Source organism: Bradyrhizobium sp. CCBAU 11434, assembly GCF_028128895.1.
GTDB classification, from domain to species: domain Bacteria; phylum Pseudomonadota; class Alphaproteobacteria; order Rhizobiales; family Xanthobacteraceae; genus Bradyrhizobium; species Bradyrhizobium zhengyangense.
The window spans coordinates 1-13314 of sequence record NZ_LBJX01000057.1 but is presented as its reverse complement, the minus strand read 5'-3'; the positions used below and the strand labels follow the sequence as shown (position 1 = coordinate 13314).

Sequence of the window (13314 nt, the reverse complement as noted above, 5' to 3'; positions counted from 1 at the left end):
CTGGTGCGCAAGGAGCAAAGCGCGCCGCTTTTGACGGCATTGGAAGCGTGGCTGCGCGAGCAGCGGGGCCGGCTGTCGGACTCGTCATCGGTGGCCAAGCCGATCGATCACATGCTGTGCCGCTGGGACCGGTTTGCCCGCTTCATCGAAGACAATGCACACGCAGCGCGGAAGATTTCATTGATCACGCACTGCTGTCTGTAGCCGAAATTAGCCTTCTGAACCATGTGACTTCCAAGATCGCGGTAGTGTCTCCTTCGCTGCTTCCCTCTGATCAGCGAACCTTCGCCATTAAGGGGGTGACGCATCGCCAGTCGAGCGAAAGGGCACCAGCACAACTATCATGCTATGCCGCGAAGGTGCGTTAGGCAGCGGCGTTGGCGAAAACATAGTGTTCTCGAAGAGTCCAAATCGATAAAGCGACTAGGGACCTTCTAGAATTCGTTTTCCGGCAGCGTCCCAGGCGGGGGCTTCAATTCGTCGATGCCGGCTTCGATAATCGCAATCTCATCCTGAACGGCACGAATGGCATTGGCCGGATCAATGCCGGAGACAGGCTCGAGCTCCCCGAGCACTTTGCGTCGGTGCGCCAGGAGATCGGCGAGAGCGCGCCGGTCCTTCACCTTCACATAGCCGGCGACGATCAGCTCCATCGCTTTTGACATTTTGTCATCACCCCAATCAGCGCCTGGTCTTTGAAGGGTGGGAGCCCACGGCTTCGCCGCGTCGCTCCTTCGCTTCGGTGCTTAAGCGGGCAACCGTGGTGACGATCGCCGCAACCAATACGATCCAAAAGCACACGCCGAAGACAAACAAAAGCAACTTTCGCATATGCTCGCGCGCCGATGAGCGAGCAAAGCTGACGCGCCGAGTATGTTGGCGCGCCAGCTTCGCCACGGGGGTCCCGGACGGGGCAATTGTCCGGTGTAGGGAGCGTAGCGTTCTCGGTGGAGGCGGCAATCTAAGCCGCGAATTAAGCTTGATGTCGCGCGTGCGGGTTAATTCTGGAACCAACCCCCTCCATGGAGGCCGGTGCCGCCACGGCCTTGACCAAAGGTTCAAGGTCAGTTTCGATAGCCGCGTTTCCCGATTGTATATTGCCTGGCTTTTCCAGGAAGTTTTTGATGCGAGTATTTTTGCTGGCTCTTGGAAGCTGGCTGCTGCTGAATGTGCTCTACGTTCTCTTAGTCATTCCGCCGCGCCGAGCTAAACCATCATCGCCGATCGCTCGAGCGCTCGACGCAATCAGGCACTTCATGCGAGGCCGACGGCCACCCCCCTAGATCTCAGGTCGACGCGCACCTCATGATTGTTGATCGTGAAGTCACCATCAACGGCGGAGTGGACTAACGTCCAACGGATCGCTATTCGTTCCCAAATGCTCCGCAAAATGATCACTCTGGCGGCCTAGTGCTGCCTCGTCTTCTCGACGCTTTCGCCTATCGGTTTGCGCCCTGAAACGGGCTTCTCGACAGGACTAGAACGCTTCGCTGCTTACGGGCTGCTCGGCGCTCTATTGGTCGCAGCGTACCCACCCGCTTACCTTGGTAATGACATGCGTACTCTGCCCGGGCGTTTCGCTCGAGCTCTTGCAGCATCTTACCTCGGATCGACACGGCCATGTCGCAGACGCGGCGCAGAAGATTGTCGGTGGGGTTGCAGGCGCCAGCTTTGCAAGGGTCGCCCAGCTCTGGCGAGCCGAATAATCTTGAAGGCCGTTGCGGTGTCGCGCCCGGCCTCCCTTCACTCCCACACGATCTCGACGCGGCCGCCGAGGGACCAAGTAGCGCGCCCAACACGATTCTGCGGAGTTATTATTCCGCACCGCCGGTGTAGCCGCTATCTAGGTCGTAGCCTGGTGAGCTTCCCTGACCTGAGAGGCTCTGTTTGACATAGGCCTCCCGTTTAATAGCATTAGACTGCGAACTTCCCAGTTTCGCCCGAAAGTCCGTCGACCCGGCGTTCCCCAAGAAAGCCCACAGGGTCGGCGGACTTAGGTGGACGGCACCGGCCTTTCCTCAATGTGCGGTCCCGCTGTCCTGAGGGGGGAGTGGGCTTTGCGTCAAATGCAGGCGATTTAAGCTGCCGGTGCAACGAGTGCGTAGCCGCGCTTAATCGCTGCTTCAAAAATCGGCTTTAGGCCGGCGTCAGCCAAGACCTCATCAGCCGCGCTGAAGCCAGCAACGGGCCGCCAGTCCAGCCCCTTCGCCGGCTCCGGCAGACCGGTGGCATCGAAGGGTACGCGGTGCGGCCCGGCCGCTCGCCGCAGATGCCTGCCCAACGAACTTCTGAAGTCGGTTCAGTGGCTCCCCGTCACCCGATCCGGCGCCTGTACTTTGCCGTTGGCATGCCCGCTTGTCGAGAAGAAGCCTGCAACCATTAGGAAACGTTCGCCGACTATGGTGTGTAGCCATGGATCAGGATGATGCGACCGTGTGATTTGTGCCGGCGCTCAGGCGAAGCTACGCTCGTCTGGCGGCATGGATGGTACGGCACAATAGATCGCCTGAGCCAAGCCGCTCGCCGGCGCCGCCTCGAGTTGATTAACCCAATCGAATTCTCGCTCTGACGAGGCTTACGTTGACGAAGAGCCGCAATTTGCGCCGACCTTGGTCAGCAGAAGAGGAGCATCAATTGATCTCCCTTCTCAGCGCTGGCGCCACCGCCGTCGAAATCGGAGAACGGCTAGGGCGGACGCGTCATTCGGTTTACGCTCGCCTCCAGCGCTTCCAGCGGCAGCGGGGGCGAGCGAGCAGGACAAGCGGTAAATTCTTCACACAGTTGCCGATTGTTTGACCTATCACGGCCAGGTTGGCCTAGCAGGTTGTTGAAGAAGTCTCTGGCGAGATGGCATTGGACGTGATTCTCTCGATGGTTGAATCGGGAGGCCAGGATGCGGGGATCGGACGAGCGGTCAGGATCGCTGTTCAGTTACGTGGACCTTGAAGCGCGGGTTCGCCCGGATCACCCTCTACGGAAGATTCGGGAGATCGTGAACGCTGCGCTGAGCGATCTATCGACGGCTTTTGCGGGTCTTTACACGGACTTTGGCCGGCCCTCGATTGCACCGGAGAGGCTGCTTCGAGCGATGCTGCTGCAGGCCTTCTACGGCATCCGATCGGAACGACAATTGATGGAGCGGCTGGAGTTTGACCTGTTGTTCCGCTGGTTTGTCGGCCTGGGCGTGGACGATCCGGTGTGGGACCACTCGACGTTCTCCAAGAACCGCGACCGGCTGTTAGAAGGTGAGATCGCCGTTAAGTTTCTCTCGGCGGTACTGGCTCAGCCGAAAGTCAAGCGGCTGTTGTCGAGCGATCACTTCTCGGTGGACGGCACGCTGATCGGGGCATGGGCTTCGATCAAGAGCTTCCGCAAGAAGGACGGAGGCGACAACGACAGTGAGGGTCCGGGGCGCAACTCCGAGCGCAGCTTCCACAAAGAGAAGCGTTCAAACGAAACGCACCAGAGCACGACCGATCCGGAGGCTCGGCTGTACAAGAAGGGAGACGGGCAGCCGGCCAAGCTCTGCTACATGGGCATGCGCTGATGGAGAACCGCCATGGGCTGGCGGTCGGCGGCATCGTCAGCCAGGCCACCGGCACCGCCGAACGAGAGACGGCACTGGCGTTGATTGATAGTCGCGATCGCGGAGGGCGGCGGATCACGCTCGGCGCGGACAAGGCCTATGACGTTACGCAGTTCGTGCGCGACTTGAGAGAACGATCGGTGACGCCGCATATCGCGATCGACGGACACCTCAGCAAGACTGGCATCGCGCGCAAGACGGCGGTCGACGCCCGTACCACCCGCCATGCCGGCTACGAGATCAGCCAACGCTGCCGCAAGCGGATCGAGGAGGTGTTCGGGTGGATCAAGAGTTCCGCCGGTCTGGCCAAGATAAAGCTGCGGGGGCGTGAGCGTGTGGACGCCGTCTTTACGTTGGCGCTCGCGCCCTACAACCTGATCCGCCTGCCCAAGCTGCTGGCGATGCAGCCATGAGTGTGCAGGGCAAATGGCGTGTCGTGGAAACGCCCGATCACGACATGGCTGGGGCGGGCTCTTACATCCTGTTCACAGACAAAGGCGGCGAGTTCGCCCTGGATTGCCTCACGGGGGCGATACATGGTCGTTGCGAAGGCGATGCCGTCGAGTTCACATGGGACGGCAGCGACGAGATGGAGCCCGCAAGAGGCCGCGGTTGGGCAGAAAAGCTCCTCGACGGCTCACTCGAAGGTGAGATATGCCTCGAAAACGGCGATGACATTCCCTTTATCGCGCGCCGAGCGGCCACTTCTTCAACAGCCTGCTAGAGCCATCACGTCTTCGCCTTTAGGCCGAACTCGAGAGCGCTGGCTATTTTCGCCCTTGGCCGCGGTTTGAACACTCGCTTGGCTCGCTGCGCTATAAGGCCGGGCTTGGTGTTGCCAGCGCCGGCGTTCTTGGGATCGGTGATGCGTACATATCGGAAAGCCTGACCAACAGCGGCTATCTCTCCGGACGCTCGCGCCACCAGGCCGCGTTCATGAAGTCGCTTGAGAGCTTTGGAGAGTGCTACTCGCGTCGCTGCTGTGTTCTCGCGTCCAAGCTGCTTTCGGATGTCTCCCGGCATCGCCCATCCACTTAGATCTCCGACGGTTGTCTGCTCGTAGCTGGGGAAGTTGGCGAGCACTTCCATGATTTTGTCCTGAAGACCTTTGGTCATGCGGCCAGCATACTGGCTAACAATGTTTCAGTCGAGAAATATTGTTAGCCAGTTTATGAGGCGCAGCCGTATGCCACGCGGGGAGCGAGCCGCGAGACTGGAGCGGGCGAAAGCTTTCGGTCGGAAGGCCTACCAACTCGCGCGCGGCGCTTTTCCTCGCCCTGGATCTCGACATTACCAGCGGTCTTGCCGCCACAGGAAGCGCGACCGGCGGCGCTGATGACGCACCGCCGGCGGCTGAAGCGGTAACCCGTCGTCAACTGCTATCCCGGTATGATTCGTCATCGCGGATTGGTGACGAGTACCGCGTTACGCATGGGCATTAAATAACCCGCCGGCTGATGGAGGCCGGCGGGTTTTTCTTGTCGACGATCCGGCGCCAAATTATGTTCGGCCACTTGTTCTGAAAGGAGATTCCTGACGTGGCGCTCGGCACTGTTAAGTGGTTCAACCCGACCAAAGGATATGGATTTATCGAGCCGCAAGACGGCGGTCCGGACGTGTTCGTGCACATTTCTGCTGTCCAGAAGGCAGGCTTTACCGGTCTCGCTGAAGGCGCAAGGATAAGTTACGAGCTCGTCACAGGGCGAAGTGGCAAGGTGTCGGCTGAAAATTTGCGTATCGGTTGACGCGGCGCGCTTGATCCTCTGCCGCGCGGCACGAACCGTAACCTGCCGAAAGCGGCCGATCTATCCGTTGGCAAAAATGAGCTGCTTGGCGGTCGACGAATTGTCGTTGCCCCATCTGCGGGGCCTCGGCTATGTGGCAAGAAAGGGATCGTTCTCGGACCCGGCGCTACGGCAAGTCAGGTCAAGGTGCTGCTCGATGGGTCGAAGCGCTATGTCACCCTTCATGTTCGCTACGTCGACCTACTGAAGAGCAAATAGTCTCGCTCGCTAGGAACAGTACAAGCGTTGAGGGGCGCCGGTTCACGCTGGCGGGCCATCAGTCTGCAATGGCTGAGCGGCAGCGTCTGAACGGTTGGCCGCTGGCCTGCGGCATTCAGCTAATAAGGCGTCACGCGTCAGCCACAGTGCTCGCATCTGTTTACGGTTCTCTTTCAGCACTTTTTCCAGCGCCTCAAGTTCTCGCATCGCGTTTTCGACCGATGCACGACACTCTGCTCGGATGGTCGCGGACTGCTGAATAGGTCTTTTCTTCTTGATCATCGAAGCCCCTCTTTAGGCAGCTGCGGCTTTCGTAGAGCATGAAAGCCGGCCAACCCGCAGACGAGCAACAGCAGGAAAAAGTGGTAGTTCCAAACGGGCGGGCGTTTTTTTGACTTCGAGTTACGGCCTGGAAATACTCGGCACCTACCGGTTTTTGAGCCGATGGGCTTTCATGACCCGAATTAGGAACAACTGGAAAATTGGCAGATTAGGTCTTTGCTCCGGCGTCAACCTGCCCCCCTGAAGCTGGAGCCCCAAATGGCCCCAGCCGCCCCGCTGGGGCCACCCCTTTTAAGGCGTCTTAAGCTGAAAGATAAACTTCGGCTTAGTTGCGAGGGCAATATTTAAAGTCGGGCCGCTAAGCTGGCCACATGACCGTCACTCCCATCTCAGATCAGCCAAGGTTCAAGTTCGTCTGCGACCAGTGCGGTAGCCTATCCGTCATACTGCCACCTTGCGGAGCATCCAACACAGCTTCGGTGCTCTGTCGTGGGTGTGACGCCGTGAGGGGGACGCTGGCGGAGCTCCAGGAGCTGGGCCGAAACGGGAGCGCTGCTCCCGAACTTTGATAGGGCATATCGTCTGGTGCCTCGCCGAAGGCAAAGGCGATCCCAATCCGCTTATTCGAGCGCCATGCAGCCCGGCACCGCATCTGCAATTCCGTCGGGATTTTCAAAACGAACTCGTGCGGAATTCGCATAGGCTCGGTACCTCCAAGTGGGCGCCGCTGTCCGATAGGTCACGCACGACGCAGCTGAAAGCGCGACCCGGAATTTCGATCATGGCGGCTTTGTAGACGCGCCGCCGGCGTACGCTGCGATTTTCCATGACTGCGAAGGTACGAACGAGAGATAGAATTGTTGAAACTTGTCGCAGAAAGTCCCGGTCGAATCCTCTCGCGCAATTAGTGATGCGTTAATCGCGACTGGAGGGCAGCCTCCTTACCCTCCCCGTTTAGTCGCGCACGCCAGTCGACCGGCGGTCGCCTAGCGTGATCTTGAGCGGGCGGCCATCAAGTTCGGTGCGGTCCTTGCGTCAAGGGCTTGGCATGGCGTTATCGAAACGCGCCGCCGACGAGAGTCAAGTTGTCGATCTGTGGTAGCTCGCAACGAGCGTGAGGTACTGCGCGTCGTGGGTGTGAAAGGCGGTCCGTTGAAGGCCCGTAGCCTAGTCGACCCGTTCGTAGTCGAAATAACGAGTGCCGTGCTTGTCCTGAAGGGCGCGGCCGCACTCGCAGAAAATTACCTCCGCTCTGCCCAGCGGAATTTCCTTCGGCACAATTCTGTACGCCGCTCCGCACGGGCAGCGGAACAACATATGATTCTCGTCCTTCATCGAACCGATCATGACACGATCTTATAACCGGTCGAGGCCGCTCGGGCAGAGATTGCTACCCAAATTGCTACCCAACCGGTCGGGACGATGGGGATCGGCGGGGACGACAAGCCGCCTAGCCTGGGAAACGTCCCAGCATTTCAGCACTGTAGGGGGCAAGCCGGTACAGGCCGGGATGCCCGATCCAGAATTTGCTCAACTGGTATTAAGGATCGGCTTTGGGGACTGGAAAGGACCGTGTAAAGCGCAGGCTCGCTAAAGTAGCGGTCGAATTCATTCAGATCGGCCAAGCCTCCAGCAAAGCGTCTTCACGACGAGTGGAAGAGCAAGCAGGTCCACAGTCTAAGCCGGGATGATCGTGCGGCCGGCGAGCGAGAGCAGGGCGCGTCTGGACCAAAGCTCGGACCCAAACGCAAAATCACGGGATCAAACCGAACAGACAGGAAGGGGATCGATGCGAGCCTTCGCCTAATAGGCTAAAGCGAACATGCCGCGCCGGGGTTGGCTCAAAAAACCGATGCCCGCATCTTGAAGAGCTTCGCCAGCGAGATTGCCAAGCTCGAGGCCGCCATCTACGCCAAAATCAGGCCAACGCCTGATTTTGCTGAGCCCGCCGAGATTATCGAGAGTGTGCCGGGGTTTGCCGAGGGAGCGCCGCAAATCTCGTCGCAGGCATGCCAGAGCTTGGCCAGGTGCGAGATCGCCGCGGCCTTGATCGGCGAGCTCCCTATGATGATGAGAGCGGAAAGCGACGAGGCGAGCGTCACATCAAGGGGGCCGCCGCTGGATCCGCAATGCCATCTACATGCCCTGTGTCGGCGCGCCACGCTTAATAATCCCGTTCTGAAGGACTACTATCGGCGCCTGCTTGCCAAAGGGACGGAGCCGAAAGTTACCGTCGTCGCCTGCATGCGCAAGCTGATCACCTGATCGCCATCCTCAACACGACGATCGCACGACGGCAGAAGTGGCATTCCAATTGCTACGCGCTGAACTGAGCGAGCGCATCTCGTCGCGCTCCGTCCCCGACCGAGCGCTTGCCCAAGCCAACAGACCGGTGAGCGGGCGGGGTCACGGCCGCCAGCCGCCGCAGGCGGGGCGTGCCAGCGCCAGCCTTGAGGCCGCCCGATCGCCAGGCTACTTTCGCCGCAGTTGCTCTTGGGCAACGCAGTAGTTCGGCGCCTTTATCCGCCAGTCGACAAACGGTCACGCGAGCGTTATCGAACCCCGCTAGATGGACGACAGACCAATTGCCGAAGCCCCGGTGTGCATCATATTTGTTTGGCACAAGGCTTGCTCGATATTCGACCGTATTTGAGAGGAGGGATAGCAAATGAAATCCAATATTTCCAAGACCACGCAGTCCCATCCAGAGCCCAAGAAGCCCGCGAAGCCGGCCGTGAAGCCCGCACCTGCGAATATCTCGCAGCGCTACGTGGAAATCCTTCGCCTGCGGCAACGCCTGTCCGAGGCTCAAGCGGAAAGGTCCAGTCGATGAAACGCGTTGGGCGTAAGTTCGCGTCATCGCTCTACGTCGCCGCTTGTACCCTTGCCTTGGCCAGTTGGCTGTGGGCGTTGTTTGCGGGTCTGACGTGGATGATCGGGGTCTGAGGGGGTTTCAGATTGCCGGCCCCGCGTTCGCTTTGACGAAATGCTCGGGAGCCCGCTTCGCCAGCTGCATCCCAATGCCGAAGGCTCCGGTGCCCCAGTGCGCCGCAATATGACTGTCTCTTGAGAGCCCGCAGTCGATCCAGTGAGCATCTCCGCTTTTTTTGAAACGTGAGGTCAGAGCGCAACAGCTTCGCCTTACGTTCGTCGCGGAACGATGCTATGCGACGGTTCCGGTAGGGGGCGAAAACCTTTTCGAGAATAACTAATGTCTGACTCCTTCACGAGCGCCTTGCTCGCGGCGTTGAACTCGTCTGTTGAAATCATGCTGGATGCCGAGCCTTGCTCGGGCGATCAGAATGGTCAGGCCGCCAACCATCGATCTGCAAACAGTCAGGTGTCTACGGTAGCCCCGTCATTGCGCGCAGACCGGGAGAATAGATACGCCAATACCGTCAGCTTCGGGATGGCAAAGATGCGGTCCTCACGGCAGGGCGCCTAGCCCAGACGACACGGGTTCTTACCGGCATCGTGACCTTGGGCCGCGCCCCGGGCGGGGCATTGGTCAGATCGCGGGGCGGCGCTCCTTCAGATGGTGAATTCTCACGCGTGCGGGGCCTGGCCAATCCAATCCGTGAATAGATTAAGGCATTATTACTGACTTGGCTTGACGTACTGCGCTTCGTCATCTAAGGGATTAATTCAATGGTATTCGCGAATTAAATGAGGTAAATTAAATGAAGTTTGGTCACGGGCGCGCACTTGGCTGCGCAGCGGCTATCGTGATTGGCGCGCTCGTCGCGGTAGCGCCAGCGCAGGCTGCGGTTGTTCTGTCTGAAAACTTCAACGGCGTGCCCCAAGGCCTGAATGCGACCAATGTCGGGTCGAACTTCAGCGTCACGCAGGGCACCGTGGACGTCATCGGCGCCGGCAGTTCTTGGGACTTCTATCCCGGCAACGGCACCTACGTCGATCTGGATGGCTCAACGCTGCAGCTCGGCACTATCAGCTCGGCGGCGTTCGGCCCTGGCACCTATACGCTGTCGTTCGATTTCGGCGCTTACACGTACAATCACAGCTACATCACCGAGAACCTGAACTTCGCCCTCGGTAATTTCAGTCAGACGCTCACGCCGACCGTTGATTCGTCGGTCACGCCGGGAGCGTCGCTGGAGCATTATTCCGTATCCTTCACCACGACCCAAGCCGGCGAGTTGACCTTCTCGGCTATCAATCCCCTCAATCCTGGGGTCGGCACCAACGTGGGCCCGATCCTCGACAACGTGGTTCTGACAGCCGTACCTGAAGCGTCGACCTGGGCGATGATGATCGTAGGTTTTCTGGGCCTTGGCTTCTTGGCGCATCGTCGCAACTCGGGAACGCGCCTACGTCTTGTGTGAGCAAGGTGAGTCTTGCTGAGAAGACCGCCGCGAGGCGGCTTCTTTTTTTGCTTAGTTCAGCGCGCGGAATGATGGAAAGATTGGGTTATTGACCCATCAAAAAGTCGCACAGCTCTCGTGGTCAGATGATTGAGAGAATTTTAGACCATGCAAGGCGCTGTCCGTGGCCGTCGTTGCGGTTTCGCTGACATCGGTTGCGGCGCGTGCAAACATCGTGCTCGATGGTGACTTCTCGGATCCCCCGGACGGCGGAAGCTTCACCACTTACTCTGCTGGTCAGTCCTTTAGGCCCTGGACGGTGAACTGCGGTGGCGTGGATTTGATTGGCGGCTATTGGCAGTCACCCAATGGTCCTACGAGTGGCAGCGTTGACCTGGACCGTTACTATCAGGCAGGTCTATCAGCCAGGTACTGAACGTTCCGACCGCCGGTCTTTATAGCCTTTCGTTTGCTCTCGCCGGCAATCCTGATGGTGGGACCGGGTGAAGTGCGTATTGGTAACGCTCGCAACTGCCAGCCAGTCCTACAGCTTTACCGTCACCACGCCGATAATCACAGCAACATTGGATACAGCTACGAATATCTGAAAGACATCTGGCTGCTGTCGGGGCCGGTGAGGCTCACCTTCGCCAGCCAGGACGGCCCAGGCAGTGCGTTTGGACCGGTCATTAGCGACGTCAATGTTTCCGCCGTGCCGGAGCCATACACTTGGGCTATGATGATCGTTGGCTTCCTTGGCGGTGGATCTTTTGCCTATCGCCGGCAGTCGAGCCCAAGCCCCCGCGTCGCCTGAACGCGAGAGTTCGCTGTTGTTGGAAAGGCCGCCGCCAGGCGGCTTTTTCTTTTTAGGAGCTCGCGGTATGCGGCACGGGGGTCGGCGGAGCCGAAGCTCCATAGTGCGGAAGGTTCCATCTCCGCAGCAAGGTCACGTGGGGCCCGTGGAGGCCGGAGAGCGCGTCCGATGGTTGCCTCCGACGCCACAAGAGGAGGCCCGTATTGCATCTGAGATGGTGATGAACGATGGTCACCTGGAGAAGGGCGACATCGTCGTCACCGATCGTGGCTTCTTTGCCTTCCGAGGGCTGGAAGAGGACCGCTATACGAACAATTTTGCGCCGACTGTGAACCCGCTCACTGCAGGCAGACTTAAGTTTTCGGCACGCGAACCGCTCGTCCTTCGACGAGCGCCTTCGCAGCCATAACCCTGCCTATTCGCGCGGAAGTCGTTCGACTGTAATGGGCAACACCCGCCTTTCATTTCGGCCAGATTATTCATGTGCACGTGGATGTGACCGGTGGAAATTAATCATTACGGGCGAAAGCGATAACCTTGATGCAAGCCAAGTTGACTGCAACCTCCAAGTAGTAATATTTAATTAATTAGCTCCTGATTTGCCTTCGGAGCCGGAGTCCGGGAAATGCCACTTCGTCGAAATCTGCTCGTTGCACTTGTGACCGCGCCGCTGGCGGTTTGCCTTCAGGCGACTGGAGCGTCCGCCGCCCTTGTCAATGTGACGAGCTACGACATGAACAACGGGAACGGTGCGACCCAGTTCACGTTCGGCTATAATTATTTCGACTTCAGCTACACAAAGACCGGTCAGGCCTCGCCCGATCCGAACGCCAGCAAGAACGGCTCAAATCAGTCAGTCCCGAACAATGCGGCGCCAAAGGACGCCCCCTTGATCGGCGGCACCGGCACCCTGACCGACGGCGTCATAGCAACGCAGGTATATTCCGTTGTAAGCGGCCCGACCGGAAACGTCAGTAATCTCTTCTATACAGGGCCAAACCAATACGTCGGTTGGAAGTACCAGGATCCGACGATCACTTTTCACTTGGCGAGCGGGCAGTATGTCGGCTCGATCGCGCTTTACGTTGCGGCAAACAATCCGGCCATTGGCGATCTGAACGGTCTGGTTGCGGCACCGACGGATGTGTTGCTTGACGTCAACGGCAAACCGATTTCGGCGACAATGACCATGACGTCGCTCAACGCTTTTACTAGCGTGGTCACGCTGAGCGGCTTCGGCCACATTTCATCCGATTCGCTGTTCAGCTTGACGCTCGATCGAGGTCCGTTACAGCAGGATGGCATCGACTATTACAATGACCACGTAAAGGGCTTCGATCCGGCCCATCCTTACGACACGTCCAAGTGCGTTGGATGGTGCGATCCCGATTCCGGTCCGTATAGCAGCGGCTTCCGCTACGAGGCTGCCGGCGGTCAGACTGGCGATTTGCTGGCCGGTTCAGGCCTCGAGCCTTGGATCATGCTGAGCGAAGTACAGTTCACCGCGGCCGTGCCTGAGCCCTCGACTTGGATTATGATGATTGCTGGATTCTTTGGACTTGGTTTCATGGTGTATTATCGCCGCGGCCAAGCCGCGCAACTTGCTTCGGCCTGACTATGGAATTATCGGCACCTGCATCAGTTGCCGCCTCAGCCTCCGCGAGCTTCCTTCTCAACGTGGGCGTCGCGGTTGCCGTTCTCGGCTTCGGCATATGGCAATCGGAGTAAGCGGGCAGGTGAGCAGTCGCCGCGGGTAAATCGCGGAGTAGCTCTTGGCGTTCTGAGCGCTAGGCGAACCCGCTGCGTGATCACTGAGCAAATTGCCTGCTTCGCGTCGGAAACGAGGCTGGTGGGATCGCTTGATGGCGGACACGATAAAGCAGTCTTTGAATTTCTTTCAGAAGTCATGTCGCAAATTAAGCGGCCGCAATCGACCTCTGTCGCCTGTGCCGGCGATGGCCAAAAATCCGAGACTTGCGAAACCAAGGATCATCATTGCCCAAATGGAGCGCTCAGGCACAGCGGAGCAAATCCCAAGCGATTGTTAGCAACTAACGGATCCGCTCTGGGAACGCCCGTTGTCGCATTTCAGATGGGCCTTGCTTCCGCCGATATTATCGTGGCCAGCGGCTAAAGCGCGATGAGATTGGGTTGAATCGTCATCGCGCTTTAGCTCTTTGTTTGAGCATGATCTTTCCGGAAAACCGCTTCACGCTTTTCCGGATCATGCTCTAAAGCGGGATGGGGTTAGGTTGAATCGATTTGGGATTCCCAAATCAGTGGGTTTCTGATTCACCATGCTGGCTG

Annotated in this window: 13 protein-coding genes and 3 pseudogenes; 12 read left to right on the top strand and 4 right to left on the bottom strand. The window is 58.7% G+C overall.

Going from position 1 to position 13314, the window contains the following annotated elements:
• Positions 1–153 (top strand): annotated as a pseudogene (locus tag XI06_RS13355) (IS66 family transposase); the annotation flags it as partial.
• Positions 154–434: 281 nt separating this feature from the next.
• On the opposite strand, the gene XI06_RS13350 reads toward XI06_RS13355, so the two are convergent.
• Positions 435–653 carry a hypothetical protein gene (locus tag XI06_RS13350; RefSeq protein ID WP_237874307.1) on the bottom strand — a complete coding sequence of 73 codons (219 nt, stop codon included), beginning with the start codon at positions 651–653 and terminating at the stop codon, positions 435–437.
• 1927 nt (positions 654–2580) lie between these two features.
• On the opposite strand from XI06_RS13350, the gene XI06_RS43725 reads away from it, so the two are divergent.
• From XI06_RS43725 to XI06_RS13340, 3 genes and pseudogenes are all read left to right on the top strand, one after another.
• Positions 2581–2796 (top strand): helix-turn-helix domain-containing protein, encoded by a 216-nt coding sequence (locus XI06_RS43725; RefSeq protein ID WP_442869434.1) that lies wholly within the window; start codon positions 2581–2583, stop codon positions 2794–2796.
• 97 nt (positions 2797–2893) lie between these two features.
• A pseudogene (locus tag XI06_RS13345) lies at positions 2894–3999 on the top strand (IS5 family transposase).
• Positions 3996–4310, top strand: coding sequence for a hypothetical protein (locus tag XI06_RS13340; protein ID WP_237873204.1), 315 nt, complete (start codon positions 3996–3998; stop codon positions 4308–4310). Before XI06_RS13345 ends, XI06_RS13340 begins: the two are co-directional and overlap by 4 nt.
• A 5-nt stretch (positions 4311–4315) precedes the next feature.
• Here the strand turns inward: XI06_RS13340 and XI06_RS13335 are convergent, their stop codons facing one another.
• Positions 4316–4702, bottom strand: a complete 387-nt coding sequence (locus XI06_RS13335) for a hypothetical protein (protein WP_237874178.1) — start codon at positions 4700–4702, stop codon at positions 4316–4318.
• Positions 4703–5124: 422 nt separating this feature from the next.
• On the opposite strand from XI06_RS13335, the gene XI06_RS13330 reads away from it, so the two are divergent.
• Positions 5125–5331: a cold-shock protein gene (locus XI06_RS13330; protein ID WP_237874179.1), complete on the top strand. Its 207-nt coding sequence runs from the start codon at positions 5125–5127 to the stop codon at positions 5329–5331.
• Between the two features lie 300 nt (positions 5332–5631).
• Here the strand turns inward: XI06_RS13330 and XI06_RS13325 are convergent, their stop codons facing one another.
• Both XI06_RS13325 and XI06_RS13320 read right to left on the bottom strand, forming a co-directional pair.
• A complete protein-coding gene (locus tag XI06_RS13325; protein ID WP_237874180.1) occupies positions 5632–5871 on the bottom strand; it encodes a hypothetical protein in 240 nt (79 codons plus the stop codon).
• Positions 5872–7038: 1167 nt separating this feature from the next.
• A complete protein-coding gene (locus XI06_RS13320; RefSeq protein WP_237874181.1) occupies positions 7039–7218 on the bottom strand; it encodes a hypothetical protein in 180 nt (59 codons plus the stop codon).
• A 516-nt stretch (positions 7219–7734) separates the two neighbouring features.
• On the opposite strand from XI06_RS13320, the gene XI06_RS13315 reads away from it, so the two are divergent.
• The 7 genes and pseudogenes from XI06_RS13315 (at position 7735) to XI06_RS13285 (ending at position 13141) form a co-directional block, all read left to right on the top strand.
• On the top strand, positions 7735–8136 hold the full coding sequence (locus XI06_RS13315; RefSeq protein ID WP_271605527.1) for a hypothetical protein: 402 nt from the start codon (positions 7735–7737) through the stop codon (positions 8134–8136).
• A 403-nt stretch (positions 8137–8539) separates the two neighbouring features.
• Entirely contained in the window at positions 8540–8704 is a 165-nt protein-coding gene (locus XI06_RS13310; RefSeq protein ID WP_237874183.1) for a hypothetical protein, read from the top strand.
• Positions 8705–9551: 847 nt separating this feature from the next.
• On the top strand, positions 9552–10214 hold the full coding sequence (locus tag XI06_RS13305; RefSeq protein ID WP_237874184.1) for a hypothetical protein: 663 nt from the start codon (positions 9552–9554) through the stop codon (positions 10212–10214).
• A gap of 688 nt (positions 10215–10902) precedes the next feature.
• Positions 10903–11007, top strand: a pseudogene (locus XI06_RS43720) (PEP-CTERM sorting domain-containing protein); the annotation flags it as partial.
• Between the two features lie 220 nt (positions 11008–11227).
• A complete protein-coding gene (locus XI06_RS13295) occupies positions 11228–11416 on the top strand; it encodes a hypothetical protein (protein ID WP_271605525.1) in 189 nt (62 codons plus the stop codon).
• Between the two features lie 216 nt (positions 11417–11632).
• Complete coding sequence (locus tag XI06_RS13290) at positions 11633–12622, top strand: PEP-CTERM sorting domain-containing protein (protein WP_271605524.1); 990 nt, start codon at positions 11633–11635, stop codon at positions 12620–12622.
• A gap of 189 nt (positions 12623–12811) precedes the next feature.
• Positions 12812–13141, top strand: a complete 330-nt coding sequence (locus XI06_RS13285) for a hypothetical protein (protein ID WP_271605523.1) — start codon at positions 12812–12814, stop codon at positions 13139–13141.
• Positions 13142–13314: the final 173 nt, after the last annotated feature.